The sequence below is a fragment of the Amycolatopsis sp. DG1A-15b genome (assembly GCF_030285645.1).
Lineage (GTDB): Bacteria > Actinomycetota > Actinomycetes > Mycobacteriales > Pseudonocardiaceae > Amycolatopsis.
Window position 1 is genome coordinate 8,422,723 of record NZ_CP127296.1, and the last position, 24,985, is coordinate 8,447,707.

General features: G+C 71.9%; 31 protein-coding genes. 15 read left to right on the forward strand and 16 right to left on the reverse strand.

All coding sequences use genetic code 11. The features are described 5' to 3' along the window. Positions 1-33 precede the first annotated feature (33 nt). Positions 34-513 (forward strand): MarR family winged helix-turn-helix transcriptional regulator, encoded by a 480-nt coding sequence (locus tag QRY02_RS39025; protein WP_502874297.1) that lies wholly within the window; start codon positions 34-36, stop codon positions 511-513. On the opposite strand, the gene QRY02_RS39030 is transcribed toward QRY02_RS39025, so the two are convergent. The 3 genes from QRY02_RS39030 to QRY02_RS39040 all read right to left on the reverse strand — a co-directional run bounded on the left by QRY02_RS39030 (position 514) and on the right by QRY02_RS39040 (position 2,188). Beyond that, positions 514-933: an ATP-binding protein gene (locus QRY02_RS39030; RefSeq protein WP_285987757.1), complete on the reverse strand. Its 420-nt coding sequence runs from the start codon at positions 931-933 to the stop codon at positions 514-516. It lies immediately after the preceding gene. Positions 934-995: 62 nt separating this feature from the next. Further along, complete coding sequence (locus QRY02_RS39035) at positions 996-1,775, reverse strand: SigB/SigF/SigG family RNA polymerase sigma factor (RefSeq protein WP_285987758.1); 780 nt, start codon at positions 1,773-1,775, stop codon at positions 996-998. Next, positions 1,772-2,188: an ATP-binding protein gene (locus QRY02_RS39040; RefSeq protein WP_285987759.1), complete on the reverse strand. Its 417-nt coding sequence runs from the start codon at positions 2,186-2,188 to the stop codon at positions 1,772-1,774. The genes QRY02_RS39035 and QRY02_RS39040 overlap by 4 nt, the downstream gene beginning before the upstream one ends. Positions 2,189-2,352: 164 nt before the next feature. Here QRY02_RS39040 and QRY02_RS39045 point away from each other — a divergent pair, with 164 nt between their 5' ends. The 3 genes from QRY02_RS39045 to QRY02_RS39055 all read left to right on the forward strand — a co-directional run bounded on the left by QRY02_RS39045 (position 2,353) and on the right by QRY02_RS39055 (position 4,075). Continuing rightward, complete coding sequence (locus tag QRY02_RS39045) at positions 2,353-2,661, forward strand: WhiB family transcriptional regulator (RefSeq protein WP_013222241.1); 309 nt, start codon at positions 2,353-2,355, stop codon at positions 2,659-2,661. Between the two features lie 217 nt (positions 2,662-2,878). After that, positions 2,879-3,232 (forward strand): STAS domain-containing protein, encoded by a 354-nt coding sequence (locus QRY02_RS39050; protein ID WP_285987760.1) that lies wholly within the window; start codon positions 2,879-2,881, stop codon positions 3,230-3,232. Between the two features lie 54 nt (positions 3,233-3,286). Continuing rightward, positions 3,287-4,075, forward strand: a complete 789-nt coding sequence (locus QRY02_RS39055) for a metal-dependent hydrolase (RefSeq protein WP_285994050.1) — start codon at positions 3,287-3,289, stop codon at positions 4,073-4,075. On the opposite strand, the gene QRY02_RS39060 is transcribed toward QRY02_RS39055, so the two are convergent. Beyond that, entirely contained in the window at positions 4,038-4,811 is a 774-nt protein-coding gene (locus QRY02_RS39060; RefSeq protein WP_285987761.1) for a nuclear transport factor 2 family protein, read from the reverse strand. The two genes, QRY02_RS39055 and QRY02_RS39060, sit on opposite strands and share 38 nt — an antisense overlap. Before the next feature lie 95 nt (positions 4,812-4,906). Between QRY02_RS39060 and QRY02_RS39065 the strand changes: the two genes are divergently transcribed. Continuing rightward, positions 4,907-5,479 carry a TetR/AcrR family transcriptional regulator gene (locus QRY02_RS39065; RefSeq protein ID WP_285987762.1) on the forward strand — a complete coding sequence of 191 codons (573 nt, stop codon included), beginning with the start codon at positions 4,907-4,909 and terminating at the stop codon, positions 5,477-5,479. Here QRY02_RS39065 and QRY02_RS39070 read toward each other — a convergent pair. Beyond that, on the reverse strand, positions 5,421-6,647 hold the full coding sequence (locus QRY02_RS39070) for an MFS transporter (protein WP_285987763.1): 1,227 nt from the start codon (positions 6,645-6,647) through the stop codon (positions 5,421-5,423). The two genes, QRY02_RS39065 and QRY02_RS39070, sit on opposite strands and share 59 nt — an antisense overlap. 139 nt (positions 6,648-6,786) lie before the next feature. On the opposite strand from QRY02_RS39070, the gene QRY02_RS39075 reads away from it, so the two are divergent. Together QRY02_RS39075 and QRY02_RS39080 are read left to right on the forward strand one after the other, a co-directional pair. Then, positions 6,787-7,119: a hypothetical protein gene (locus QRY02_RS39075; RefSeq protein ID WP_285987764.1), complete on the forward strand. Its 333-nt coding sequence runs from the start codon at positions 6,787-6,789 to the stop codon at positions 7,117-7,119. Between the two features lie 38 nt (positions 7,120-7,157). Continuing rightward, positions 7,158-7,625 (forward strand): hypothetical protein, encoded by a 468-nt coding sequence (locus QRY02_RS39080; RefSeq protein WP_285987765.1) that lies wholly within the window; start codon positions 7,158-7,160, stop codon positions 7,623-7,625. On the opposite strand, the gene QRY02_RS39085 is transcribed toward QRY02_RS39080, so the two are convergent. Both QRY02_RS39085 and QRY02_RS39090 read right to left on the reverse strand, forming a co-directional pair. After that, entirely contained in the window at positions 7,622-9,256 is a 1,635-nt protein-coding gene (locus tag QRY02_RS39085) for an ABC transporter permease (RefSeq protein WP_285987766.1), read from the reverse strand. The two genes, QRY02_RS39080 and QRY02_RS39085, sit on opposite strands and share 4 nt — an antisense overlap. Continuing rightward, the gene (locus tag QRY02_RS39090) at positions 9,253-10,149 is read right to left on the reverse strand and encodes an ABC transporter ATP-binding protein (RefSeq protein ID WP_285987767.1); all 897 of its coding nucleotides are present in this window, start codon (positions 10,147-10,149) and stop codon (positions 9,253-9,255) included. The genes QRY02_RS39085 and QRY02_RS39090 overlap by 4 nt, the downstream gene beginning before the upstream one ends. A 93-nt stretch (positions 10,150-10,242) precedes the next feature. Between QRY02_RS39090 and QRY02_RS39095 the strand changes: the two genes are divergently transcribed. Further along, positions 10,243-10,731: a GbsR/MarR family transcriptional regulator gene (locus QRY02_RS39095; RefSeq protein WP_285987768.1), complete on the forward strand. Its 489-nt coding sequence runs from the start codon at positions 10,243-10,245 to the stop codon at positions 10,729-10,731. Here QRY02_RS39095 and QRY02_RS39100 read toward each other — a convergent pair. After that, on the reverse strand, positions 10,728-11,291 hold the full coding sequence (locus QRY02_RS39100) for a TetR/AcrR family transcriptional regulator (RefSeq protein WP_285987769.1): 564 nt from the start codon (positions 11,289-11,291) through the stop codon (positions 10,728-10,730). The genes QRY02_RS39095 and QRY02_RS39100 overlap by 4 nt on opposite strands. Before the next feature lie 83 nt (positions 11,292-11,374). On the opposite strand from QRY02_RS39100, the gene QRY02_RS39105 reads away from it, so the two are divergent. The 4 genes from QRY02_RS39105 (at position 11,375) to QRY02_RS39120 (ending at position 14,213) form a co-directional block, all read left to right on the forward strand. Further along, positions 11,375-11,983 carry an NAD(P)-dependent oxidoreductase gene (locus QRY02_RS39105; RefSeq protein ID WP_285987770.1) on the forward strand — a complete coding sequence of 203 codons (609 nt, stop codon included), beginning with the start codon at positions 11,375-11,377 and terminating at the stop codon, positions 11,981-11,983. Positions 11,984-12,048: 65 nt separating this feature from the next. Then, positions 12,049-12,714, forward strand: a complete 666-nt coding sequence (locus tag QRY02_RS39110) for an SGNH/GDSL hydrolase family protein (protein WP_285987771.1) — start codon at positions 12,049-12,051, stop codon at positions 12,712-12,714. 417 nt (positions 12,715-13,131) lie between these two features. Further along, the gene (locus QRY02_RS39115; protein ID WP_285987772.1) at positions 13,132-13,737 is read left to right on the forward strand and encodes an RNA polymerase sigma factor; all 606 of its coding nucleotides are present in this window, start codon (positions 13,132-13,134) and stop codon (positions 13,735-13,737) included. Then, positions 13,734-14,213 carry a hypothetical protein gene (locus QRY02_RS39120; RefSeq protein WP_086843812.1) on the forward strand — a complete coding sequence of 160 codons (480 nt, stop codon included), beginning with the start codon at positions 13,734-13,736 and terminating at the stop codon, positions 14,211-14,213. Before QRY02_RS39115 ends, QRY02_RS39120 begins: the two co-directional genes overlap by 4 nt. Here QRY02_RS39120 and QRY02_RS39125 read toward each other — a convergent pair. Together QRY02_RS39125 and QRY02_RS39130 are read right to left on the reverse strand one after the other, a co-directional pair. Then, positions 14,210-14,959, reverse strand: a complete 750-nt coding sequence (locus QRY02_RS39125; protein ID WP_285994051.1) for a polysaccharide deacetylase family protein — start codon at positions 14,957-14,959, stop codon at positions 14,210-14,212. The two genes, QRY02_RS39120 and QRY02_RS39125, sit on opposite strands and share 4 nt — an antisense overlap. A 113-nt stretch (positions 14,960-15,072) precedes the next feature. Then, entirely contained in the window at positions 15,073-15,522 is a 450-nt protein-coding gene (locus QRY02_RS39130) for an SRPBCC family protein (RefSeq protein ID WP_285987773.1), read from the reverse strand. Positions 15,523-15,590: 68 nt separating this feature from the next. Between QRY02_RS39130 and QRY02_RS39135 the strand changes: the two genes are divergently transcribed. Both QRY02_RS39135 and QRY02_RS39140 read left to right on the forward strand, forming a co-directional pair. After that, the gene (locus QRY02_RS39135) at positions 15,591-17,564 is read left to right on the forward strand and encodes an FUSC family protein (protein ID WP_285987774.1); all 1,974 of its coding nucleotides are present in this window, start codon (positions 15,591-15,593) and stop codon (positions 17,562-17,564) included. A gap of 23 nt (positions 17,565-17,587) precedes the next feature. After that, the gene (locus QRY02_RS39140) at positions 17,588-17,797 is read left to right on the forward strand and encodes an antitoxin (protein ID WP_103341725.1); all 210 of its coding nucleotides are present in this window, start codon (positions 17,588-17,590) and stop codon (positions 17,795-17,797) included. On the opposite strand, the gene QRY02_RS39145 is transcribed toward QRY02_RS39140, so the two are convergent. The 5 genes from QRY02_RS39145 to QRY02_RS39165 all read right to left on the reverse strand — a co-directional run bounded on the left by QRY02_RS39145 (position 17,798) and on the right by QRY02_RS39165 (position 23,090). Beyond that, complete coding sequence (locus tag QRY02_RS39145) at positions 17,798-18,751, reverse strand: prephenate dehydrogenase (RefSeq protein WP_285994052.1); 954 nt, start codon at positions 18,749-18,751, stop codon at positions 17,798-17,800. 73 nt (positions 18,752-18,824) lie between these two features. Beyond that, positions 18,825-19,529, reverse strand: coding sequence for a helix-turn-helix transcriptional regulator (locus QRY02_RS39150; protein ID WP_285987775.1), 705 nt, complete (start codon positions 19,527-19,529; stop codon positions 18,825-18,827). Between the two features lie 17 nt (positions 19,530-19,546). Continuing rightward, the gene (locus tag QRY02_RS39155; RefSeq protein ID WP_285987776.1) at positions 19,547-20,476 is read right to left on the reverse strand and encodes an alpha/beta hydrolase; all 930 of its coding nucleotides are present in this window, start codon (positions 20,474-20,476) and stop codon (positions 19,547-19,549) included. A 59-nt stretch (positions 20,477-20,535) separates the two neighbouring features. Further along, positions 20,536-22,548, reverse strand: a complete 2,013-nt coding sequence (locus QRY02_RS39160) for an NADPH-dependent 2,4-dienoyl-CoA reductase (protein WP_285987777.1) — start codon at positions 22,546-22,548, stop codon at positions 20,536-20,538. Then, on the reverse strand, positions 22,545-23,090 hold the full coding sequence (locus QRY02_RS39165) for a PadR family transcriptional regulator (RefSeq protein ID WP_285987778.1): 546 nt from the start codon (positions 23,088-23,090) through the stop codon (positions 22,545-22,547). Before QRY02_RS39165 ends, QRY02_RS39160 begins: the two co-directional genes overlap by 4 nt. Before the next feature lie 103 nt (positions 23,091-23,193). On the opposite strand from QRY02_RS39165, the gene QRY02_RS39170 reads away from it, so the two are divergent. Further along, positions 23,194-24,132, forward strand: coding sequence for a patatin-like phospholipase family protein (locus QRY02_RS39170; protein WP_285987779.1), 939 nt, complete (start codon positions 23,194-23,196; stop codon positions 24,130-24,132). Here QRY02_RS39170 and QRY02_RS39175 read toward each other — a convergent pair. Beyond that, the gene (locus QRY02_RS39175; RefSeq protein WP_285994053.1) at positions 24,129-24,971 is read right to left on the reverse strand and encodes an SAM-dependent methyltransferase; all 843 of its coding nucleotides are present in this window, start codon (positions 24,969-24,971) and stop codon (positions 24,129-24,131) included. The two genes, QRY02_RS39170 and QRY02_RS39175, sit on opposite strands and share 4 nt — an antisense overlap. Positions 24,972-24,985: the final 14 nt, after the last annotated feature.

A 24,985-nucleotide genomic window follows, 5' to 3' on the forward strand; every position in this document is an offset into this window, starting at 1 on the left:
CACGACCGGCGCCTATGATCGGCCGTCATGGCCATGACTTCGGGTCCGGAGGGGCTGGGGACCCGGATGCGGCACGTCCTCGAGATCCTCGACGGCGACGTCGCGCGGTTCCTGGCCGACATCGGCCTCGACGGCTACCGGCCGCGGTACTCGCCGGTGGTGCGAGCACTGCTCCTGCGGGGCCCGCTGGCCATCCGCGACCTGGCCGAAGAGATGCGCGTGACGCACTCGGCGGCCAGCCAGACCGTCGCGCAGATGCACCGGGCCGGGTTCGTCAGCCTCGAGCCGGGCGCCGACGCCCGGCAGAGGATCGTTTCGCTCACCGCCCGGACGCGCGAGCTGCTGCCGCTGATCGAGGCGGAGTGGACGGCGACGACCGAAGCGATGGAGGCGCTGGAAGCCGAGCTGCCGTACTCGCTGCGCGCCCTGCTGGACGCCATCGCCGAGGCCCTGGAGCGCAAGCCGTTCCGGCAGCGGATCAGCGAGAGCGGCGCCGCGCGCGAGCTGCGGTGATCAGACGTCCGGCAGCTGGAAGATCGCCCAGACGTACTTGCCGCCGGGGCAGCGTTCGAACCCCCAGTCCAGCGACAGCGCCTGGACCAGGACGAGCCCGCGGCTGCGGGCCTCGGCCGGGGACGGCGCCCGCAGCTCGGGCAGCATCCGGCCGGTGTCGTGCACCCGCAGCGTCAGCCGCCCGTCGGCGCACTCCAGCTCGAGCCGCTGGGGCCGTTCGCCGTGCTCGAAGGCGTTGGTCACCAGCTCCGAGGTCGCCAGCAGGACGTCGTCGCACTGCCGCTCCTGCAGGCCGAGCCGGAGCAGCGCCGCCCGGACCTCGTGCCGGGCCAGCGCCGGCGCCGTGACGTCGGCCGGGAGGAGCACCCTCAGCGGGGCGACGGCCGCGGCGGTGCACGGCGGCGTCTTCGACCTCGTCATCCGGTCCCCCTCCCAGTGAGTTCGGTACCGCCCGGCAAGTACCCAAGCGGCTGAGCGGCTAATCAGGTGCCGTCGGCCAGCTCGGATTCGTCCAGGCCGGACCGCAGTTTCTTCAGCGTCGCGGCCAGCAGCCGCGACACCTGCATCTGGGACACCCCGACGCGGCGGGCGATGTCCGACTGGCTCATCCCCGAGCCGAACCGCAGCGCGACGATCTTGCGCTCCCGCTCCGGCAGGCTCTCCAGCATCGGGCGCAGCGCCTCGCGCAGCTCGGCTTGGCCGAGCTCGGCGTCCGGCGCCCCGAAGCGCGTGTGCGCCGCGTTCTCCAGCAGGTGGTCCAGCGAGGCGCCGTAGCGGCCTTGGCCGGCGCGGAGGCCCTCGTAGACGTCCTCGATGGGCACCCCGAGCCGGGCGGCGATCTCACTCGGCTTCGGGGCGCGCGAGAGCTGCACGGTGAGCTCTTCGCGCGCGGCGGAGATGTTCGCGTTCAGCTCCTTGAGCCGCCGCGGCACCCGCACCGACCAGCTGTTGTCGCGGAAGTGGTGCCGCAGCTCGCCGGAGATGGTGGGCACGGCGAACGCCAGGAAGTCCGTCCCCTGCGCGGGGTCGAACCGGTCGACGGCGTGGATGAGCCCGACGGTGGCGATCTGGACCAGGTCCTCCATCGCCTCGTCGCGGTTGCGGAACTTCCGGGCCAGGTTCCGCGCCAGCTCCAGGTGCGCGCGCACGAGGGTGTCGCGGATGCGTTCGCGCTCGGGCGAGTCCTTCGGGAGGGCAGCGAGGTGGGTGAACAGCGCGCCGACGTCCAGGTCGCTCCCGCTGCTCCCGGCGGGATCGCTCACGAGTCCGTCGCCTGGCTTTCCCGGACGAGGTCCACCCGGGACAGGTAGCGGCCGTTCTCCGGGGTGATCGTGCGCTCCGCCGTCGTCGCGAGGGCGGTCAGCAGCTGCCACGACAGGCCGGCGTCGTCCTCGTGCTCGGCGCTGTCGGCCAGCACCGACACGGAGACCTCGATGCGCGGCCCGCTCCAGGAGAAGACGCACGTGAGCCGTCCGTCCGAGCTGGCGGGGAGCAGCAGCGAGCAGGCTTCGTCCACAGCCATCCGGAGGTCCTCGACGGCGTCGAGGTCGAAGTCCTGGCGCATCGCGATGTCGGCCACGATGGTCCGCAGCGTGGGCACGACGTGCGGGATCGCGGCTGTCCGCACCTCGATCACCTGCGCGCCTTCCGGGACGAGCGGGGCGTTGTCCTCCACGTTTGTTCCTTTCTCCGCACTCGCGCTGCCGGGGATCGGCGGTGTCTGCCACGCCCGGTCAGCGAGATGCCCGTGGTGTGAGCAAACCAAACCCGGGTTTGATCCGCTCCACCGGCGGGCATGTAGCGCTCGACACGGGAGATCCTGGGAAAGGCGGGGACGACATGGCTGACGTGAGCCGGCTGCCCAACGTGGTTGCTGAAGAGTGGGAATGGCAGCTGCGCGGCTCGTGCCGGGGTGCGGACAGCAGCCTTTTCTTCCACACGGACAACGAGCGGGGTTCGGCGCGGGAGCGGCGGGAGGCGCGGGCGAAGGCCATCTGCCAGGCCTGCCCCGTCCTGGCCCAATGCCGCAAGCACGCGATGACCGTACAGGAGCCGTACGGCATCTGGGGCGGCCTCGGGGAGATCGAACGGCGGCAGCTCTTCCTGCGCCAGCGCAGGGCGGCGCGGAAGACCATGAGTGCGCACTGAGCAGAGCGCTGAGCAGGCAGGATTTGATCGCCGGTGAGCAGTACACGCGAAAGGGCGGCGGCCGTGGCGGGCGCGGTCGCTTCCTGGGTTAGGGTTGGCCCCGGAGTTGCCTTGACCGTGCCCGGCGCGAGCTTGGGAAGGCACGGTGACACGGTTGCCGCTTGAGACAACAGGCGCGTACCCGGCGCAGGAGCAGCGCCTGACGAGGAGAAACTGCATGCCCGCAGCCGACCAGAACGCCACCCCGCCCGGGTTCGGCATCACGCTGGACACCGACGCGACGGAACCCAGGGTGGTGGTCACCGGCGAGCTCGACCTGCTGACCAGTCCGCAGCTGCAAGAAGCCCTCGCAGGGCTGATCGCGGACAAGCGCGCGCAGCGGGTCGTGGCCGATCTGACCGGGGTGACCTTCTTCGATTCCTCCGCGCTGAACGTGGTGCTCCGCGCACAACGCCAGGCCGGCGAGCAGGACGTCGAACTCGCGGTCGTCCCCAGCCCCGCGGTGAGCCGCGTGATCGAGCTCACCGGCGTGGCCGAACACCTGAGCGTGTCGGAGGACCCCCACAGCTGACCGCCCGCTACGGTTCCGCGGACTGGTTCCGCGGATCCTGGGGGCGGCACGATGATGGGGCGGACGCATGCCCTGACCGGCTGGTGCGCGGGCTTGGCCCTGGCGCCCGCGGTGGGGGCGGGTTCGGTGCACCAGGCGGTCGTCTTCGCGGCGACCACGGCGGGCTTCGCCCTGCTGCCGGACCTCGACCACCCCGGAGCGAGCGCGTCCCGCCTCCTCGGCTGGCTGACGGGCGCGTTGTCGTGGCTGCTGCGCCGCGTCTCGGCGGGTTTCTACGCGCTGACGAAGGGCCCGCGGGACGAGAAGGTTTCCGGCAAGCACCGCCACCTGTCCCACACCGTCTTGTTCGCGGCCGGCCTGGGCCTGCTGACGTCGTGGGGCACCACCGAAGGCGGCCCCTGGGCCGTGGTGGGCGTGGTCGTCTTCGGGCTGATGCTGGCCGAAGGCGCCCTGGGCGACTGGCTCCTCCCGGTGAGCGGAGCCGCGGTGGCGTGGTGGTTCTTCACGGCTCCCCCCGATCGGGCGGGTGAACTGGCGTCCATTTCGGGCTGGCTCGGCATCGCGGTCGCGGCCGGGTGCCTGACCCACTGCCTGGGTGACGCGTTGACGGAAGCCGGGTGCCCGTTCCTGTTCCCGATCCCGATCGCCGGCGAGACGTGGTACGAGATCCGGCCGCCGAAGGTGCTGCGCTTCCGGACCGGCAAGAAGGTCGAGAAGCGGCTGATCTTTCCGGTGTTCGCGCTGCTGGGGGTGCTGCTGGTGCCGGGGGTGTGGGAGCACACGGTGAGCACCTTCGAGCGGCTGTTCATCCCGCCGTCGAGCCAGCAGGCGACCACGCCTTGATCCGCTCGGCCGCCGCGGCGGTGTCGGTGTAGTCGCGCGAGTGGGTGATCAGGCCGTTTTGGACGGTCAGGACCATGACGTAGGAAGCGGCGAACGTCGTCCCGCGGACTTCCTGGTGCAAGTCGAACTCCGCCACCAGCACCGAGGGGTCGGTTGTCTCGTGGACCACGACGTTGTCGGCTTTGGTGATCCGCCGTGACTCGCCGGCTGCGCGGAAGCGGCGGCGTAGCTCTTCGCGGCCCTTCGTCACGCTGGGCATGCCTGGGAGGGTGAAGGGCATCTCAAGGGTGACGTCTTCGGCGTAGAGGTCGGCGAGGTCGTCCCAGCGGTTCTCCACCGAGGCGGCGAGGAACCGGTCGAACACCGATCGCGTGAACCTCGAAGCCGCCGAAGTGTCCGGGTAGTCGCGGTACGACGTGATCTCGCCGTTCGAGACCGTCAGGATCCCCACCGACGACGGGAACTCGACTCCCGGGCCGGAGACCACCAGTTCCACCACGAACCCCGAGTCCGTGAGCGTGGTCGTGACCTGGGCCTCCGTCAGCCCGGCCGCCCGCGCCCTGACCCCTCCGGCCAGCAACGTCGCCACTACGGCGTCGCGGCCTTCGATCCGGTGTCCCAGGAACGGCACCTCGTACACCGCGCCGGCGGCGATGAGCGAGGCGAACGGCGTGGCGTCCAAGGTGGACAGCCCGGCGCGGACCAGGTCGGCGATTTCGGGCACGGTGCGCGGCATCGGAATTCTCCTGGAAGACTGGGCGTTGAATCGGAACGGTGGACCCGCTTGCGACGATACGGAGTGAACGTTCCGGTTGTCAACGAGGAGACGTGATGGAGAAGATGCGCGCCGACGCGCGGCGCAACCGGGCCAAGGTGCTGGCCGCCGCCGAAGAGGCCTTCGCGCTCGACGGGCTCGCTGTGCCGCTCGATGACATCGCCCGGCTCGCCGGGGTCGGGGCCGGCACCGTCTACCGGCACTTCCCGAGCAAGGAAGCCCTGTTCCAGGCCGTCGTCCTCGAGCGGATCCAGCAGTTCGCCGAGGAAGCCCGCGCGCTCGCCACCGCCGAAGACCCCGGCGAAGTCTTCGTCGACTACTTCGTCCGCGTCATCAAGCAGGCGTCACTCAACCGGGCGATCTGCGACGCCCTGGCCGAGTCCGGCGGGCACGCCTTCAAGGCCGGTGCCGGCGACGAGTTCCGCGCCGCGTTCGCCGAACTGCTCGCTCGCGCACAGGCCGCCGGCGCGGTCCGCCCCGACATCGACGGCGACGACCTGCGCGCGCTCATCGTCGGCTGCCTCGCCGTCGAGCGGTGCGCGCCGGGGAGCGCGCACCTGGTCCGGGTGGTCATCGACGGTCTGCGGGCGTCAGGTCACGCAGCTTCCGCAGCGGCGACCACACCATGATCGCCGCCGAGGCCAGCACCCCGGCCGCCGCGACGTGCAGCGTCGCCCGCATGCCGATCGTGCCGGCCAGCGTGCCGCCGAGCAGGCTGCCGAGCGGCGCGACGCCGTACACCAGTGTCTGCGAGATCGCGTTGACCCGGCCCAGCAGCTCCGGCGGTGTGACGGCCTGCTGGAAGCTCACGCCGAAGACGCTCAGCACGATCACGCTGTAGCTGGTGAAGAAGCCGGCGAGGACGTAGCAGGTGAGCGCCCAGTCGTGGCCGGTGAACGGGTAGAGCTGGTACGCCGCGCCGAACAGCACCGCCGCACCCCAGAGTGCGCGGGCCTGGCCGATCCGGTCGCCGAGCCACCGCGCGGTGAACCCGGCGGTGACGGCGCCGGTCAGCGACGCGGTGCCGAGCACCCCGATCACCCAGGGCGAGAGCCCGAGGTCGCGGGCGAGGAAGACGACCACGATCGCCAGGTGGGCCGACTGGAAGAAGCTCGACACCGCGCCGTGCGCGCTGATCGCCAGCAGGACGCGGTCGCCGCGGACCAGTCGCAGCCCTTCGCCGATCTCGCGCAGCAGCCGCCGCTCCCGCGGTGCGGGCCGCGTATCGGGCTTCTCGATCCGGCGCAGCCAGAGGGCCGACCACAGGTAGCTGACGACGTCGACGACCAGCGCCGCCGCCACGCCGAGCGCCTGGACGATCACCCCGGCGAGGCCGGGGCCCGCGACCGCCGCCATCGCCCGGTTCGTCTGGAGTCGGGCGTTGGCTTCCGGCAGCTGCTCGGGCGCCACCAGCTGCGGGACGTAGGTCTGGTGGGCGACGTCGAAGAAGACGCCGAGCACGCCGACCGCGAGGACCACGGCGAGCAGCTGGGCCATGCCGAGCACGCCGAACAGCGCGGCGACCGGGACCGAGGCGATCAGCAGGGCCCGCCCGGCGTCCGCGGCGATGAGCACCGGGCGGTGGCGAATCCGGTCGCACCAGGCGCCGACCTGCAGCCCGAGCACCAGGTACGGCAGCGTTTGCGCGGTCCGCAGCAGGGAGACCTCGAAGACCGGCGCGCCGAGCGCGGTGACCGCGAGCAACGGCACCGCCAAGACGTCGATCCGGCTGCCCACCTGGCTCGCGAGGTCGGCGAGCCAGAGGCGCCGGAAGTCCGGGTTCCCCAGTACCCCCATCGTTCCAAGCTGGCACATGCGCACATCCGGCGCAATAAAGTTGAGTCGTGTCCGCTCTAGGCGCACATCGGGTAACACGACGTAAGATCAACGCGAGTTAGTCCTCGTACCTGCGCTGCGCGTGGCGAGGGGGTGCCGGATGAGTGGCCGACCTACCTGGGGCTCCGCCGCGGTCACCGGCCTCGCGGGCTTCGCCACCGGATTGCTGGTGGCCGCCGTGCTCGTTGCCGGGCGGCCGGCTCCGCGCACCGCCGAGACCCCCGATCCGCCGCCGACCAGGACCGTTTCCGCGGTGCCCGTTACGGTCACCGAGTCCGCGCCGCCCGCCACCGTCACCTCGGTCGAGACGCCGCCGGCGACGACCACCACCAGCGTCGTCGAGGTCACCGTGCCGCCGGCGACCTCCGCCACTTCCGGTACGCCGACCTCGACATCGCCCGCCTTGCCGCTGACCTCCATCTGGCGCGACTGACCGTGCAACCCGGCGGCCGCCGGCACCGTCTGGTCGGCATGCGTTGCGCACTGGGGTTCGTGGTGTTCGCCGCCGTGACGGCCGGTTGTGCCGGGCCGGAGCGCGCCTGCACGGCGATCGGCGTTCCGGTCGGCATCAGCCTGTCGATCCCGTCGCCGAACGGCATCTCGAAAGCGACGCTCGAAGTCTGCTGGCGCGGCCGGTGCGTCACCGACGAGGTCGGCCTCCACCCGGAGACGTCGGCGGGCGCGACGACCTGCACGGGTACCGGCCCGGACAGTTCGTGCGGCACGTCGATGGTCCCGACCGGCGGGCTCCACGGCTTCGCGACCATCCCGGGGCTGCCCGCCGAACCGGTGCAGGTCACCGTCCGGTTCGACGACGGGAAACCGCACACCCTCGAGGTGACGCCGTCCTTCGCCGAGCCGAACGGGCCCGGCTGCGGGAAGGACGGGCCGCAGGCGCAGCTCGTGGCCGGTCCCGACCACGAGCTGCGGGTGCGTTAGCCGACGTCCCGGCGTTTCCAGCCGGCCAGACCGGCCACCGAGGCGACCACGGCGACCGCCAGGAGCCAGAGGAGCGGCGTCGCGGTGAACGCCTGGCCGGGGATCTTCGGCGGGTGCTGGAACGGCGAGACGTCCAGCACCGCCTGCGGCAGGTCGAGGACCGGGCCGAACAGGCTCAGCAGCAGCGCCAGCGCACCGACGGCCCACGCCGCGGCCGAAAAGCCCGGCCGCAACCCGAAGATCGCCACCGTGAGCGCGACCACCACCCAGGCCGCGGGCAGCTGGACCAGCATCCCGGCGAGGGTGTCCGCGAGCGAGCCGCCGACGTCGCCGGTCCGCAGCCCGTTGGCCAGGCCCATGAACACCCCGCCGGACAGCAGCAGCGCCGCCGTGCCGAAGAAGGCGAACACCAGGTGACTGCCCGCCCAGCGCAGCCGGCCGACGCTGGTCGCGAGCACCGGCTCGAGCCGGATCGCGGTCTCCTCGCCGCGCATCCGCAGCACCGCCTGGACGCCGTACAGCGACGCCACCATGGCGAACATCCCGGCCATCGCGGCCAGGAACGCCTGCGTCAGCGCGTGGCTGCCGCCCAGCCGCGCCATGATCTGCTGCGCCTGCGGGCTCGAGCCGACCAGGCCGCCGATGCCGCTGGCGATCGAGCCGAACACCGCGCCGACCACGGCCGTGCCGATCGTCCAGCCGAGCAGCGGGCCCCGGTGCAGCCGCCAGGCCAGGGCGAGCGGCGATCGCAGGCTCGCCGCGGCGCGCGCCGGCCCCGGTCGTGGCGGCAGGAAGCCGACGCCGACGTCGCGGCGGGGCAGCAGCCAGTACCCGATCCCGCCGACGACGAGCGCGAGCACCACCGGCAGCAGGAGCACCCACCAGCGTTCCCCGGCGAACGCCCGGACCTGCTGGACCCAGCCGATCGGCGACAGCCAGGACAGCCAGCGAGCGTCCACAGTGGAGTCACCGGCGCCGCGCAGCAGGAACGCGGCGCCGACCACGGCGGTGCCGATGCCGTTGGCGGTCCGGGAGTACTCGGCCAGCTGGACGGCGACCGCCGCGACCGCGGTGAACACCAGTCCCACCAAAGCTTCGGAAGCGCCGAAGGCCAGCGAACCGGCCGCGGGCAGGCCGGCGCCGATCATGGTGACCGCCTGGATCAGCCCGGTCAGCACGCTTGCGCCGCCGGCCACCAGCAACGACGCCGTCAGCGCCGCGTACCGGCCGACCACCGCGGACCCGAGCAGTTCCGCGCGCCCGGTGTCCTCCTCGGCGCGGGTGTGCCGGGTGACCGTGAAGACGACCATCAGCCCGGTGAGCAGCGCCAGGAAGCCGCACATGCGCCAGGCGATGAACCCGCCGGCCGTGGTGAGGTCGAACGGCGGGCCGTAGAGCAGCGCGTAGGACGGGTTGGCGTTCGCGCCCGCCTGCAGGGCGAGCCGGTCGGCGACGGTCGGGTAGAACTGCGTGAACGTGTTGACCGTGCTCGCCGGGACGACGCTGAGCAGCACGATCCAGATCGGCAGGATGACGCGGTCGCGGCGCAGCGCGAGCCGCGTGAGGTGCCAGGTGCCGGCCAGTTCGTGGGCGGGTGCCACGACGGCCGGGCGTTCGAGCGTCGCGGTCATTTCGCGCTCGCTTCGGTCGTGTAGTGGCGCAGGAACAGCTCTTCCAGCGTCGGCGGCTGGCTGACCAGGCTGCGGACGCCGACCTCGGTCAGCTGCCGGAGGGCTTCGTCGAGGGAGCGCGTCTCGACGTCGAAGCGGACGCGGTTGCCCTCGACCTTGAGGTCGTGGATGTTCGCCAGGTTCGCCAGGCCGTTCGGCGGCCCGGCGAGCTCGGCGGTGATCGACGTCCGGGTCAGGTGCCGCAGCTCGGCGAGCGTGCCGGACTCGACCGTGCGGCCGTTGCGGATGATGCTGACCTTGTCGCACAGCGCCTCGACCTCGGCGAGGATGTGGCTGGAGAGCAGCACGGTCCGGCCCTGCTCGCGTTCCTCCTGGATGGCGTACTGGAACGTCGCCTCCATGAGCGGGTCGAGGCCGGACGTCGGTTCGTCGAGGATGAGCAGGTCGACGCGGGAGGCGAGCGCCGCGACGATGGCGACCTTCTGCCGGTTGCCCTTCGAGTACGTCCGCCCCTTCTTCTTCGGGTCGAGGTCGAAGCGCTCGACGAGCTCGGCTCGGCGCTTTTCGTCCAGGCCGCCGCGCAGGCGGCCGAGCAGGTCGATCACCTCGCCGCCGGAGAGATTGGGCCACAGGTTGACGTCGCCGGGCACGTAGGCCAGGCGGCGGTGCAGGCTCGCGGCGTCCTTCCAGGGGTCGCCGCCGAGCAGCCGGACGTCCCCCGAGTCCGCGTGGAGCAGGCCGAGCAGGACCCGGACGGTGGTCGACTTCCCGGCGCCGTTCGGGCCCAGGAAGCCGTGCACCTCCCCAGCGGGTACCTGCAGGTCGAGGCCGTCGAGGGCCTTGGTCCGGCCGAACGACTTGTGCAGGCCGGTGACCGAAATGGCGTTTTCCATGCTTCGGAAGCTACACTCGCTTCACGAAGTTGTGAAGTTAAGAAAATGTCTAGATCGAGTGATCATGGGGGAGGGGTACGGGAGGATGGGCCGATGACGACGCCTGACACGAAGCGAGATGAAGACGCCGTCCGCCGGTACGTCGAGAGCCTCGGGCTCGTGCTTTCGCAGATCGGCATGCAACGCATGCCCGCGCGGGTGTTCGCCGCGCTGATGACCACCGACGAAGGCCGGCTGACCGCCGCCGACCTCGCCTCGCAGCTGCAGGTGAGCCCGGCCGCCGTCTCCGGCGCGGTGCGCTACCTCGAGCAGATCGGCCTGGTCGCCAAGGAACGCGAGCCCGGCGAGCGCCGTGACCACTACCGCCTCTACGACGACCTCTGGTACGCCACGTTCATGAAGCGCGACCGCATGATCATCATGTGGCGCGACGCGGCCGAGAACGGCGTCGGCGCCCTGGGTGAGGACACCCCCTCGGGCAAGCGGCTCGCCGAGATGCGGGACTTCCTGTCGTTCATGCTCGAGGAGCTCAACGGCATGTACGAGCGCTGGCACAAGCTCCGCGAAGAGAAGAACGCCTAGAGCCCGGCGAGCAGGACGTCCGCGAGCCGCTCGGCCTGGTCGGCCGGCTCGGTCTCCTCGAAGGTGGCCAGGAAGGCCTGCTGGAAGCACGCGCCCAGCAGCAGGGCCGCGGCCGCCTCGACGTCGGTGTCCGCCTTGATCCGGCCCAGTGCCCGCTCGGCCCGCAGGTAGTCCGCGACCCCCTGCACGGGCAGGCGGGGACCGTGCCCGCGCAACCGCTCCCGATGTGAACGCAGCAGTTCCCGTGACGAGAACATGGAGACGGCGATCGGGAAGCTGTCGACGTAGAACGCCAGGCCGAGCCGGGCCACGCGGACGAGGTTGTCCCGCAGCGAGGCCTGCCCGGGGTCCGCGGTCAGCTCGGCCAGGGTGGCGCCCAGTGCGGGCAGCTCTTCGGCCAGCACGCTGCGGAACAGGTCGGTCTTGTCGCGGAAGTGCTTGTAGAGCATCGCCTCCGAGTAGCCCGCGGTCCGCGCGATGATCTTCGTCGTCGCGTGGGCGTAGCCCTGCTCGCGCATCACCTTCGCGGCCGCGGCGACGATCTCTTCGCGGCTTCCCATGGCGGCTCCCTGAGTGCGTTCTCAGCCTGGTTAGTGAACACTCACCCTACCTGGTGAGTGTTCACTAACCGAGGAGGAGACACATGAAGATCACCGTTCTGGGGGCGACCGGCGGCGTCGGCGGGGAGGTCGTCAAGCAGGCACTGGACCGCGGCTGGGACGTCACGGCCGTGGTCCGCGACGCCGCCCGGCTGAAGCTGCCGGCCGAGGTCGTCGTCGCGGGCCTGCACGAACGGGAGAAGCTGACGGCCGCCGTCGAAGGCCGCGACGCGGTCATTTCCGCGGTCGGCTCCCGCGACCGCGGGCCGACCACGGTCTGCGTGGACGGCGCCCGCGCCGCGATCGAGGCCGGGGCGAAGCGGCTGCTGGTCGTCAGCGCCAGCGGCATGCACACCGAGGGGGACGGCTTCTTCACGCGCTCGCTCGTGAAGCCGCTGCTCAACACCTTCCTCAAGCACGGCTGGGCGGACATGCTCGCGATGGAGGCCGCCGTCGAGGCCGCCGACCTGGACTGGACGATCGTCCGCCCGCCGATGCTGCTGAACGGGCCGCGCACGGGCAAGGTCGCGAGCCGGCTCGACGGCAACGTCCGCACGTTCACCATCCGGCGCGCCGACGTCGCCGCGTACCTGCTCGACGCCGTGGCGGACCCCACGCTGATCAGACGGAAGGTTTCGATCGCGCACGGATAGCCGCCGCCTTCCTCCCCGCCGCCGCCCTCAACGGAGGCGCTGCGCGCCGCTGTTCTAATTCCGGCATGGTGCTCCTCGCTCAAGCGGTCTACGTCAAGCGCAAGACCCCGCGGCTCCCCGGCGCGGCCGGCCCCACCGAAGGTCTCGTCCCGGGCAACGGCGAACCCTTCCGCCTGGCCGTCCTCGGCGAATCCACAGTGGACGGGGTCGGCGCGGCGGACCACGAGGAAGCGCTCACCGGCTGCCTCGCCCGCGAGCTGGCCCGCGACGGCCGGGCGGTGCGCTGGCAGGCGGTCGGCCGGACCGGCGCCAACGCCCGGGTGGTCCGCGCCGAGCTCGTTCCCGTGGTCCGCCCGGCCGACCTGGTGGTGATCGCCCTCGGCGTCAACGACACCATCGAGCTCCGGACCGCCGCGGGCTACCGCCGTGACCTCCTGCGCCTGGTGCTCGACCTGCGCCGGCGGCTCGGCCCGGTCGACGTCCTGCTGGCCGGGGTGCCGCCGATGGCCCGCTTCCCGGCCCTGCCGCGCCCGCTGCGTGACGTCCTTTCGGCGCGCTCGGCCGCCCTCGACCGGGCGGCCGCGACCCTCGGCCGCCTCCCCGGCGTCCGGCACCTCCCGATGGATCCCGCCCTGCTCGACCCGGCCGCCTTCGCGAGCGACCGCTTCCACCCGGGGCCCGCCGGCTACGCCCGCTGGGCGGGAACGCTGGCACGCGCCGTGATCAGTTAGCCGCTCTGCGTCGATTCTCAAAAAAATTCGCCGGTTCCGGTATCTGGGGGTGCCCCCACTGCGTCCTGTGGAGCAGCCAAGTACGGAGGAACACGACAGGGGGTGTCGCGTTCGCAGTGAACGCGGTGGCCGGGAGCCGAGGGGGCTGCCGGACACCGTCGGCCGGGTGCCCTTCGGGGGAGGGGACATCCGGCGGGGGCCCGTTGGGGAGCGGGTCCTTGAGGGAGGGGAGTACCGGTCGGTCGCGGTCACCGCGCCGGCCGGTACCTCCCGCAATCGTCATTGACCGGTAGTGCACGACCGACGAAGTAAGTGACCTTGATGTATCCGAGATCCACCTGCACGCTCCTTCCCCCCGAAGGACCCGCGATACTGCCATTGCCGACTGGAAGACTCTTCCGAAGAGGGGCAGATACGGTGACCGACGTGCAAACCACAGAGGTAGATCCGCCTTGGGAGGGCCTGACCGGCGCCGAGCTGCACGCTGCGTGCATGCAGGCCGCCAGAGACGGTGACCGCCGGGCGATGGCCCGCCTCGTCGAAGAGCTGACCCCGCTCGTCTGGCACGTCGCCCGGGCCAACGGGCTCGACCGCGCGGTCGCCGAAGACGTCGTCCAGACCGTCTGGCTGGCGCTGTTCAGCCAGCTCGGCAAGCTCCGCGATCCCAAGGCCCTCGCCGCGTGGCTGATCACCACCACCCGCCGCGAGGCCACCCACCCGTTCGGCCGTCGCATGCAGCCGGTGCCGCTGAGCGACGAGGTCGCCGAGGCCTTGCCGAGTACCCAACCGGCACCCGAAGACGAAGCCATTCGCGCCGACCGCGACCGCCGGGTCTGGCGCGCCTTCGTCCGGCTGCCCCACCGCTGTCAGGAACTGCTCCGGCTGACCGTGCTCGCGGGTCGCGCGGAGTACCAGCTCGTCGCCGAGGCGCTGCGCATGCCGCGCGGCAGTGTCGGCCCGACCAGGGGTCGCTGCCTCGACCAGATGCGAGATCTCCTCGTCAGTGAAGGGGGAAGCCGATGAACGACCTCGGGGCACCGGGGGGCCAAGCCTCCTTCGGTGACGACGTACTGCTGGCCGACATCGGCCGTTTTCTCGACGAGCTGGACCCGCCACCGGGTGACCTGGTGCAGCGGGTCCAATTCGCGCTCGCCCTCGAGGACCTCGACGTCGAGGTCGCCCGCTGGGAGCGGCTGGACAACCTCGCCGGGGTCCGCGGCGGCGGCACCGGCACGATCACGTTCACGGTCAGCGACCTGACGGTGATGATCAACCTGACCAAGATGGGCAAGCTGCACCGCATCGACGGCTGGCTGGTCCCGGCCGGCCAGTACGGCGTCGAGGTGCGCGTGGCCGAGCACGGCACGTCGTCGACGACCGCCGACGAAGGCGGCCGGTTCGTGCTCGACAACGTGCCGCGCGGGACGACGCAGATCCTCGTGCACCTCGGGGACGTCTCGTGCCGCCGGACGGTCGTGACGCCGACCGTGGTGCTCTAACCGAGGAAGTCGGCCAGGGGGACGGGCGTGAGCCCGTCCTTCTTGGCCCGCTCCACGAACGCCGTGTAGTCCTCTTTGAAGGTCTTCCGGAAGTGCATCAGCACGATGTCGCCGGGCTTGAGCTTGTCGCCGGACTGGAACTGGACGACCCCGTCGTTGACCGCGGCCGTCCACAGCACCGAGGCGCGCATCCCGCAGGCGGCCGCCGCGCGCAGGGTGTTCTGGTCGTAGTTGCCGAACGGCGGCCGGAACAGCGACGGGCGGATGCCGAGCCCGCGCTGGAAGTCGTCGGCGTCGTCGCAGATCTCCTTGCGCTGGAACTCGTACGGCTTGCCCTTGAGGTTCGGGTGGTCGACCGTGTGGTCGCCGAGCGTGGCGCCGGTGGCGTCGAGGATCTGCTTGAAGTAGGCCTCGTGGCCCTTCACGTACTTCTGGTTCAGGAACAGCACCGGGTGGGTCCCGTTCTCCTGCATCAGCTTCAGCGCGTCGGGGTCCTGCACCGCGCCGTCGTCCATGGTGAGGAAGACGTACGGCTTGTCGGTGGTGATCCGGCGGATCAGCGGGACCTGGCCGTTCTCGATGGCCGGCGCCTTCTGCTGGACCGTGCCGAACGGGTACGGCCCGGACGTCTTCACGTCGGGGTTCACGCCCTGGGGTGCCGGGTTCGGCTGGCTCGTGCCGAACTCCCGCTGATCGGCCTCGTGGCCCGAGCACGCGGTCAATGCCAGTGCCGCCGCGGCGACCACGGCTGTCAAGCGCTTCCTCACGCTTCCCCCTTTCGTGTACTACCCGAAAGAGTGACGCGGGAGGGCGGGGGAACGTTGCGCCGGGCGATCTTGTGTGGCCGGAGCCACCCAGGTCAGCGCCCGGTTTCGGCCGCCTTGACCAGCTTGGCCGAGAACAGCCGGATCACGATCCGGAGCGTGGCGGCCAGCGCCGGCCCGGTGCCCTTGAGCGGCTCGGTGAACGAACCGGTCCACCGCAGGTGCGTGCCGCCGCCGTCGGCCGGCGTGAACAGCACTTCGGCGCGGTAGTCCTTGATCGGCTTGCCGCCGGCGAAGGCGTAGACGTGCTTGCGGCCGGGCTCGTACTCGAGGGTCTCCTCGCGGATCAGCACCGGCCACATCCCGACCTCGCGGACGGCGCCGACGCCGTCGGGTTCGGTGGTGCCGCGCCGCGCCCAGCGGGCCTGGACGATCAGTGGCTTTCCCCACTCCGCCCAGCGCGGGCCGTCGGCTTCGAGCGCGAACAGCGCCTCCGGCGGCGCGGTGCTCGTGCGGTTGACCTCGTACGAGTACTTGCGACCCACCGGAACCTCCCATGTTGTTGGCAGACTGATAATTAATCGTCTCCGGGAGCGTAGGTCAAGATGAGGGGGTGAGCACGCCGCGCCCCGACCTCGCCGCGCCGCACTGGCTGGTCCAGCTCCTGCGCAGCACCCCGGTGCCGGTGCCCTGGAACATGGTCGCCCGGGCCGTGGTCGCGCTGGCTGTGCCGCTCGCGATCGCGTACGCGGCGGGGGACATCGCCGTCGGCGCACTCATCTCGACCGGGGCCCTGCCCGCCGTGCTGTCCGAATCGGCCGGGCCCTACCGCTACCGCGCCCGGCGGCTCGGCGGCGCGACCATCGCCGCGACCGCGGGCTACCTCGCCGGGCTGCTCACCGGCGGTACCCCGGCGCTGTCGGTGCCCACGGTGGTCCTGGTCGCCGCGGTGTCCGCGGTGATCAGCGCGGCCGGCAGCAACGCCTCGGTCGCCGGGCTGCAGATGCTCGTGTTCTGCGTGCTCGCCACCGGCCAGCACGCGACCGGCGTCCGCTTCGAGATCCTCTTCGGCTGCTTCTGCCTCGGCGCCGCCTGGAGCTTGCTGGTCGCGCTCGTCACCTGGACCGTCCGCGCGACGAGCCCCGAACGCACCGCCGTCGCGCACGTCTACGTCGAGCTGGCCGCGATGCTGTCGGCGACCGACGAAGCCGTCTCGCGGGTCGCCCGCCACCGGCTGACCACGGCGATGAACACCGCCTACGACCAGCTGCTCACCGCGCGCTCCTGGCTGTCCGGCCGCGACGCCGCCTATCGGCACCTGCTCAACCTGCTTTCGGCGACGACCCCCGCCGTCGAGGCGTCGGTGGCGATGGTCAACGCGGGTCGCCGCCCGGCCGCGGAGGTCATCGACCACTTCGTCGCGCTTTCGGCCGCGGTGCTGGCCGGCCAGCCGCTGCCGCCCCCGCCGCCGGTGCCGGTGCCGCCCGGCGACCCCGACCCGGTGCTCGCCGCGCTCTACGCGGGGCTCGTCCGGATCGGCAAGGGCGACGACCGCAAGCGCCGGCAGCCGACGCCGTGGCACCGCCGCCTGCGGGAGTGGGCGGGCTCGCTCGCGTCCGGCCCGCTGACCTGGATCGCCGCCCTGCGGCTGACGCTGTGCGTCGCGATCGCCGAGGTCGTCGGCCTGCTCGTGCCGCTGGAACGGTCGTACTGGATCACGCTGACCGTCGGCATCGTGCTCAAGCCCGACTTCGGGTCCGTCTTCGGCCGCGCGGTGCTGCGCGGCATCGGCACGGTCATCGGTGTCGGGATCGGTGCCGCGGTGCTCGGTCTCGGCGCGAACGGCTGGATCCTGGTGGTGCTCAGCGCGGTCTTCGCCGGCGGCATCGCGGTCGGGAAGGTGCGCAACTACGGCATCCAGAGCGCCTTCGTGACGCCGTTGATCATCCTGCAGATGGGCCTGGCCCACACCGGGAACTGGAGCGTGGTGCTGGCGCGGCTGGTCGACACCGTGCTGGGCTGCGTGATCGTGCTCGTCTTCGGTTACCTGCTGTGGCCCGGCAGCCGTCGCCCGCGGGTGGGCGGGCGCCTGGCCGACGGCCTGGACGCGGTCGCGAAGTACGTCTCCCACGCACTGGTCGAAGCGTCGTCGGGGGAGGCGCGGCTGGCGCGGTCCCGGGCGCGGCGCGGGGCCTACCGGGCCCTGGCCGACCTGCGGACGGCGTTCCAGCAGGCGGTCGTCGAGCCGTCCGCGCACGGCCGCCAGGCGGTGGCGTGGTGGCCGGTGATCGCCGCGCAGGAGCGCGTCGCGGACGCCGTCACCGAGGTGGGCGTGACGATCGGGCGCGGGGTGCCGCCGCCGGAGCCGGCCGACGTCGAGCTGCTGACGGCCGCACTGGGGGAACTCGCGTCGGCGGTCCGGGAACAGCGGGAACCACGGTCGATGCCGCTGCCGGACGCCCCGCAGCTGGCCGGCGTGGTCGACCAGCTGGAGTCCGCGTTCGACGCCGTCCGCGGCCCTGACCTGGCCGAACGCGCGCCACTGGGGCTGGTCCGACGGTTCCTGCCCTACCACAGGCGCACCTGAGGTCCGTGCGGTTCAATGCACCCATGGGAATCGACTTCGAAGCGTTGAAGGGCAAGGCCGAAGAGGCCCTGCGCGAGCACAACGACAAGATCGAGGAAGGCCTCGACAAGGCCGCCGACTTCGCGAAGTCGAAGTTCGCCGGCCACGACGGCCAGATCGACACCGGTGTCGAGAAGGCGAAGGACTTCCTCAACAAGTTCGACGACACGCCGGACAACCCGCCGGCGCGGTAGCTACTGGACTTCGCCGGTCGCGATCCCGTCCGCGAGGCCGGTGATCCGGCCGCCGCGTTCACCGAGCGCGATCAGGCCTTGCCGCGCGTCCGGCGCGGCGAGGCTGATCCGGACTCCGGCCCGTTCGGCGTCCAGGCCGGCCGCCAGCGCTTGCGCGCCTTCGTATCCCGCGTTGATGGTGGCCGCGAGCCCGCCGGTCGACGCGAGCGAACCGCGGGCGGCGCCGAGCCGGCCGAGCGCTTCGTCGACGATCGGCAGCAGCGCGTCCCGGTTGCCTTCGGTCATCGCGCGGACGAGCTGCGGGTTCGAGCCGGCGACGCGCGTGCCGTCGCGGTAGGACCCGGCGGCGAGCGACATCGCCAGCGGGCCGCCCTCGGCGCCGATCGTGGCCAGGATCGCCGCCAGCAGGTGCGGCAGGTGCGAAATCCGGGCGACGGCTTCGTCGTGCGACTCCGCGGGCAGCGGGACGACGTGCGCCCCGACGTCCAGCACGAGCTTCGCCACTTCGGCCCAGGCTTCGAGGTCGGTGTCCTCCTCGACCGCGACCACCCACGCGGCGCCCTGGAACAGCGCGGCGTCCCCGGCCAGCCAGCCGGAGTTCGACGTCCCGGCCATCGGGTGCCCGCCGACGTACCGCGTGTACGGCACGCGACGGCGGACCGCGTCCAGTACCGGCGCTTTCACGCTGGTCACGTCGGTGAGCAGGCAGTGCGACGCGTGCTGGTTGACCAGCCGCAGCAGGTCTTCGACGGCCGGGAGCGGCACGGCGAGCACGACCATCGCGTCCTCGGCCGCGGCCCGGTGCAGGGCCGCTTCGACGTCGGTCGTGACGTCGTAGCCCGCTCTGCTCGCCGCGTCGGCGTCCACTTCGGAAACCGCGGCACCCCACGCCGTGCGGCCGTGGGCGGCGGCCGCGCGCAGCAGTGACCCGCCGATCAGCCCGAGCCCGATCACGCATACGTCTCGCACGGGGCCCATCCTGCCAGTGCCGGACGCTTATCGGGCTACAGCGCGGCGGCGAGCCTTCTCAAGGTGCGAAGGCGGCCGGGGGAACCGCGCCGGCGGCGGCCGAGCCGCGGAGCAGTTCGGTCAGGTCGCGGGGCCGGGCCGGTTCCCCGGTCGGCGCGGCCGCCAGGATCCGGTCCAGCCGGAAGCCCCGGCCGGCCCGCCGGGTGCGGCACCAGGCGATCAGGTACCAGCGGCCGCCGGCGGTGAGCAGCCCGGCCGGTTCGACGACGCGCTCGCTCGCGTGCCCGGCCGCGTCGGTGTAGCTCAGCCGCAGCACGAGGTTCCCGCTGATGGCCTGTTCCACCGCGGTGCGGGTCGCCGGGTCGCCGTCCGAGGGCAGGGTGACGATCCGGGCGGCGAGTTCCCGGACCGCCGCCGAAACGGCGCCGGTCATCGCGGCCGTGATCTTCTGGGCTGCCGTGCGAGCCTCGCCGGCGTACGGAGTGGTGGCGTCGGCCGCGGCGAGCACGGCGGTCAGCGCCGAGGCCTCGCCGGCGGTGAGGTGGATCGGGGGCAGGGTCGTTTCCGGATCGATCGCCCAGCCGCCGCCTCGTCCGGGGATGGCCCGCACCGGGACGCCGGCCTGCATCAGAGCCTGCAGATCGCGCTGCAGCGTGCGGTCGCTGACCTCGAACCGCCTGGCGAGCGCCGCGACCGTCCGCGGCCGCGGCGCGGCCGCGCGCAGTTCCTCCACCAGCGCGTACAGCCGGGCGGTCCGGGTCATGGCGCCGACGCTACCGCTCACGCGGAGGCCAGGAAGTCCCGCTCCCGCCGGTGTTCCCGCTCGGTGACGGTCAGGGGGAACAACGTGAAGCCGTGCATGGCGCCGGCGACGACGTCCAGCTGCACGGGCGCGCCCGCGGCCTGCCACCGCGCGGCCAGGAAGAGCGAATCGTCCAGCAGCGGATCCTCGGTGCCGACGGAGATCCGGGCGGGCGGCAGACCCGCCAGGTCCGCGTACAGGGGCGAGACTTCCGGGGCCCGGCGCTGTTCTTCTCCCATGCCGGGGACGAACAGCGCGTAGCTGCCCCGGAGCGACTCGGTGTTGCTCAGCAACGGCCGGGCGCCGAAGTTCCGCTGGCTCGGGGTCATCGACAGGTCGTACGGGCCGAAGAGCAGGTGAGCGGCCCGGAACGCGCCGGTGACACCGTGCCGGTCGCGAAGGCGCAGCAGGGTCAGGACACTCAGGTGCGCACCGGCCGACTCCCCGCCGATCAGCAGCCGTTCGGAGCCGAACTCGGCACCGGCGTTGCGCACCAGCCAATGGGCCGCCGCCGCGCAGTCGTCGGGCCCGGCGGGGAAGGGGTGCTCCGGTGCGAGGCGGTAGTCCACGCTCACCACGGCCAGCCGGGTCTGCGTGGCGAGCCGCCAGAGCCGCTCGTCCTGGCCGGCCGCGGAGCCGAACGCCCAGCTGCCGCCGTGGAGGTGCAGGTACACGCCGTCGACCCGGTCCGGCACGAAAACCCGGACCGGCACGCCGTCGACGACGCGGTCCCGGCCCTGCGGCAGCCGCACCGGTGGCGTGTCGCCGCCGAGGCGGTTGCGCCGCAGCCGCGCCAGGGTTTCCGCGCTCGGTGCTGGCCCCCGAGCCGGGCGGTTCGCGGCCGCCGCCGCGAATTTCTCGTTGAACGCCAGGGTTTCGGCGAGGCAGTCCGCATCCACGATCGTCATGCCCGGACCGTCGCAGCCGTCCGCGACACCACCGTGTCACCCTTTCCGGGTGAGCTGCGCTACAGCGAGGCGGCGAGCCGCGTTCCCTGGTCGATGGCGCGCTTCGCATCGAGTTCCGCGGCGACGTCGGCCCCGCCGATCAGGTGCACCGGCAGCCCGGCCTCGCGCAGCTCGTCGGCGAGGTCCCGCACCGGCTCCTGACCGGCGCAGACGACGACCGTGTCGACGTCGAGCAGCCGAGGCCGGCCGTCGACGGTGATGTGCAGGCCGTCGTCGTCGATCCGCTCGTACGTGACGCCCGGGAGCTGCTCGACGCGCTTGGCCTTGAGTGCGGCCCGGTGCACCCAGCCGGACGTCTTGCCGAGCCCGGCGCCGATGCCGGACTTTTTGCGCTGCAACAGGAAAACCTGCCGCGGCGACGGTTCGGGCCGCGGGGTGCCGAGCCCGCCGGCGGCCTGTTCCGGGTCGGTGACACCCCACTCGGCCAGCCACGCGTCGAGATCGAGCGCGGGCGAGCTCGTGTGCGTGAGGAACTCGCTGACGTCGACACCGATGCCGCCGGCCCCGATCACCGCGACCCGCTCACCGACCGGCCTGCCGTGCTTGACGACGTCGACGTAGGACAGCACCTTCGGGTGGTCGATCCCGGGCAGCGACGGGACGCGCGGCGCGACCCCGGTGGCCAGCACGACCTCGTCGAAGCCGGTGAGCTCGGCCGCGGCCACGCGCTTTCCGAGGTGCAGCTTCACCCCGGTCACTTCGAGCCGCCGCCGGTAGTAGCGGATGGTCTCGGCGAACTCCTCCTTGCCGGGGATCTTCCGCGCGATGCCGAACTGGCCGCCGATCTCGTCGTCGGCTTCGAACAGTTCGACGCTGTGCCCGCGTTCGGCGAGCGCGGTCGCCGCCGCCAGGCCGGCCGGGCCGGCTCCGACGACGGCGACGTGCTTCGACCGCCGCGTCGGCGCGAGCGTCAACGTCGTCTCGTGGCCGGCACGCGGATTCACCATGCAGGACACGAGCTTGCGCTTGAAGGCGTGGTCGAGACAGGCCTGGTTGCAGGCGATGCAGGTGTTGATCTCGTCCTCGCGGCCGGTCTCGGCCTTCCGGATCCAGTCGGGATCGGCGAGGAACGGCCGGGCCATCGACACGAGGTCGGCGTCGCCGCTGCTCAGCGCTTCCTCGGCGACCTGCGGCATGTTGATCCGGTTCGACGTCACGACCGGGATGCCCACGTGCGGCTTGAGCTTCCCGGTCACCCAGGTGAAGGCGGCGCGCGGCACCGACGTCACGATCGTCGGCACGCGGGCCTCGTGCCAGCCGATGCCGGTGTTGATGATCGTGGCGCCGGCGGCCTCGACCTCCTTGGCGAGTGCGACGACGTCTTCCCACCGCTGGCCACCCGGGACGAGGTCGAGCATCGACAGCCGGTAGATGATGATGAAGTCGTCACCCACCTTTTCCCTGGTGCGCTTGACGATCTCGACGGCGAACCGGCGCCGCTTCTCCGGCGTGCCGCCCCAGGCGTCGGTGCGCTTGTTGGTGCGCTCGGCCAGGAACTGGTTGATCAGGTAGCCCTCGGAACCCATGATCTCGACGCCGTCGTAGCCCGCTTCGCGCGCGAGAGCGGCGCAGTCGGCGAAGGCGCGGATCTGCCGGTGCACGCCGTAACCGGTGAGCCCGCGCGGCCGGAAGGGGTTGATCGGCGCCTTGATGCTCGACGCCGACACGCTCAGCGGGTGGTAGGCGTACCGGCCGGCGTGCAGGACCTGCAGCGCGATCTTGCCGCCGGCTTCGTGCACGGGCGCGGTGAGCTGCCGGTGCTGTCGCGCCTCGGCGGACGTCGTCAGCTTGGAGGCGAGCGGCAGCAGCCAGCCGGTGCGGTTCGGCGCGAACCCGCCGGTGACGATGAGCCCGACGCCGCCGCGGGCGCGTTCGGCGTAGTACTCGGCCAGTTCGGGGAAGTGCGAAGCCTTGTCTTCGAGGCCGGTGTGCATCGATCCCATCAGGACGCGGTTGCGCAACGTCGTGAAGCCCAGGTCGAGCGGGCTGAGCAGGTGCGGGTACGGGCTCATCGGGCGTCCTTGGGGTGGTGGAGGGCGGTGAGGACTTCGTCGAACCACTCGACCTGGCCCTCTTCGACGCGGATGCCGCCGCGCAGGACCAGGTACTGGTGCAGGTGCCGGCCGTGGAGGTTCGCCGGCGCGGGGAAGTCGCGCTTCTCGATCTGGCGGTAGACGTCGAGGCGCTCGGCGTGCGTCGCGCGGTGCCGGACGATCTCCTCGGCCACCTTCCCCGGGTCGCCGAAGGTGGCGCCGCGGATCTTCACGGCCAGCTCGACCGGCCCCGCGGACGGATCCGGCTCGGCCAGCCAGCGGACGAGTTCGGCGCGTCCGCTGTCGCTGACCGTGTAGACCTTCTTGTCCGGCCGCCCCGACTGCGCGACGACGTCGACGGCCACCCAGCCGGCCTCTTCCATGCGCTTCAGCACGCGGTAGATCTGCTGGTGGGTGGCGCTCCAGAAGAGCCCGATCGACTTCTCGAAGCGGCGCGTCAGCTCGTAGCCCGAACCGGCGCGCTCGGACAGCGAGACGAGGATCGCGTGCTCCAGTGCCATGCGTGAAGGTTGCTATGCAACTAGTTGCAGTGCAACGAGGCGCGCATCACTTCACCCGCCCGGGTGGGCAAATCGGGTCGACTAATCCCCGGAAAAGACCAGGATGGGAGGAGTGCACCCGGTACTCGAACTGATCTCCGAACGGATGGCGGCGGGCAGTGTCCCGGGCGAACGCACCGACGGCCGGCGCCTCGCGCTCGCCATCGAGGGCGGCAGCAGCCGCGGCACCTACTCCAGCGGCATGGTCCTGGCGCTGGACGAACTCGGCGTGACGCGAGCGTTCGACGCCGTCTACGGCTCGTCGGCCGGTGCGCTGAACGGCGCCTGGCTGCTCTGCGGCCGGTCCTCGACCGGCGTCCGGACGTGGTGGAACCCGGCGGTGATGCGCCGGATCATCAACCCGCTGCACACCTTGCGCGGCCGCGCGGTGATCGACCTCGAATACCTCGTCCACCAGGTCTACTCGGTGCTGGAGCCGATGGACTTCCCGGCGATCCTGGCCAACCCGGTCACCTTCCACCCGCTGGCCACCGACGCCGACACCGGGGAGTCGACCGACCTGCACCCCTTCCTCGACGACGTCGACGCGATCAAGGTCGCGCTCGCCGCGTCGTCGTGCATGCCGGTGCTGGCCGGGCCGCCGATCCCGATGGCCGGCCGCCGGTTCGTCGACGCCGGCGTGGCCGAGCCGATCCCGTACCGCACCGCGCTCGCCCAGGGCGCGACCGACGTCCTGGTGCTGCGCACCCGCCGCGCCGACGAGCTGCCGCTGCCGCCGCCGCGCGTGCACGACGTCGTCGTGCCGCGGTTCCTGCGGCGCCAGGCACCCGGCGCGATCCCGGCCTGGCAGGACACCTACCGGCGGGACGTCGAGGACGAAGGAACGTTGACCACCGACCCCCGCATCCTGACCGTCCGCCCACCGGCCGGTGCGCCGGAGGTGGCGGTGCTGGAACGCGACCCCGAGGTCCTGCGCAAGGCCGTCGACCTGGGCAAAGGGGCGGTTCTGGACGTGCTGGACAGCCTGAGCGAAGCGTCTTAGGGCTTGCGCGCGACGCCGCCGATCACCCGCGACTCGGACGGCGAACCGGCGAACACGGTGTACTCGTCGGGGTGCCACGCCGGGGCGTAGACGAGTCCCGGCTCGAGCATCGGCCAGCCGCCGAAGAAGCGTTCGAACTCGGCCATCGTCCGCAGGCAACCCGGGTTCGTCGTGGTCTCGTAGTACTCGAGCAGGTCGAGCAGCGCCTGCCGCTCGTCTTCGTTCACCGGGTTCTCGTTGGTCATCTGCGACAGCACCAGCAACGACCCGGGGGCCAGCCGCTCGCGGTAGAAGGCGAGCAGCCGGTCCGGGTCCTGGTCGTCCTTGACGAAGTGCATGACCGCGTTGATCACCAGGGCGACCGGCTCGCGCACGTCGATGATGTCCGACGCCTTCACCCGTTCCCAGAGGTCGTCCTCCTGCAGGAAGTCCGCGGCGATCGCGTGGTGGCGCTCCGGGTCGGCGGTGTCGGCGAGCAGCAGCGTCGAGTGGGCCAGTGCGATCGGCTCGTTGTCGATGTAGAGCACCCGCGTGTCCAGCTCGGGCCGGGCCCCGTCGGCGACCTCGTGCACGTTGCCCGCCGTCGGCAGGCCGGAACCGACGTCGACGAACTGCCGGATGCCTTCGCGGACGCACTGCCGGATCGCGCGGCCCAGGAACTGCCGGCTCGTCAGGCAGTACTCGCCCATGAGCGGCAGCCGGGCGCGGACCTTCTCGGCGAAGTCGCGATCGATCGCGTAGTGGGTGTTCCCGCCGATGAAGTAGTCGTAGATCCGCGCGGCGGACGGCCGGTCGAGGCTGCTTGCGACGGCCTTGAGCGCGTCGTCGTGGTTGATCATGACCACCCCTTCGC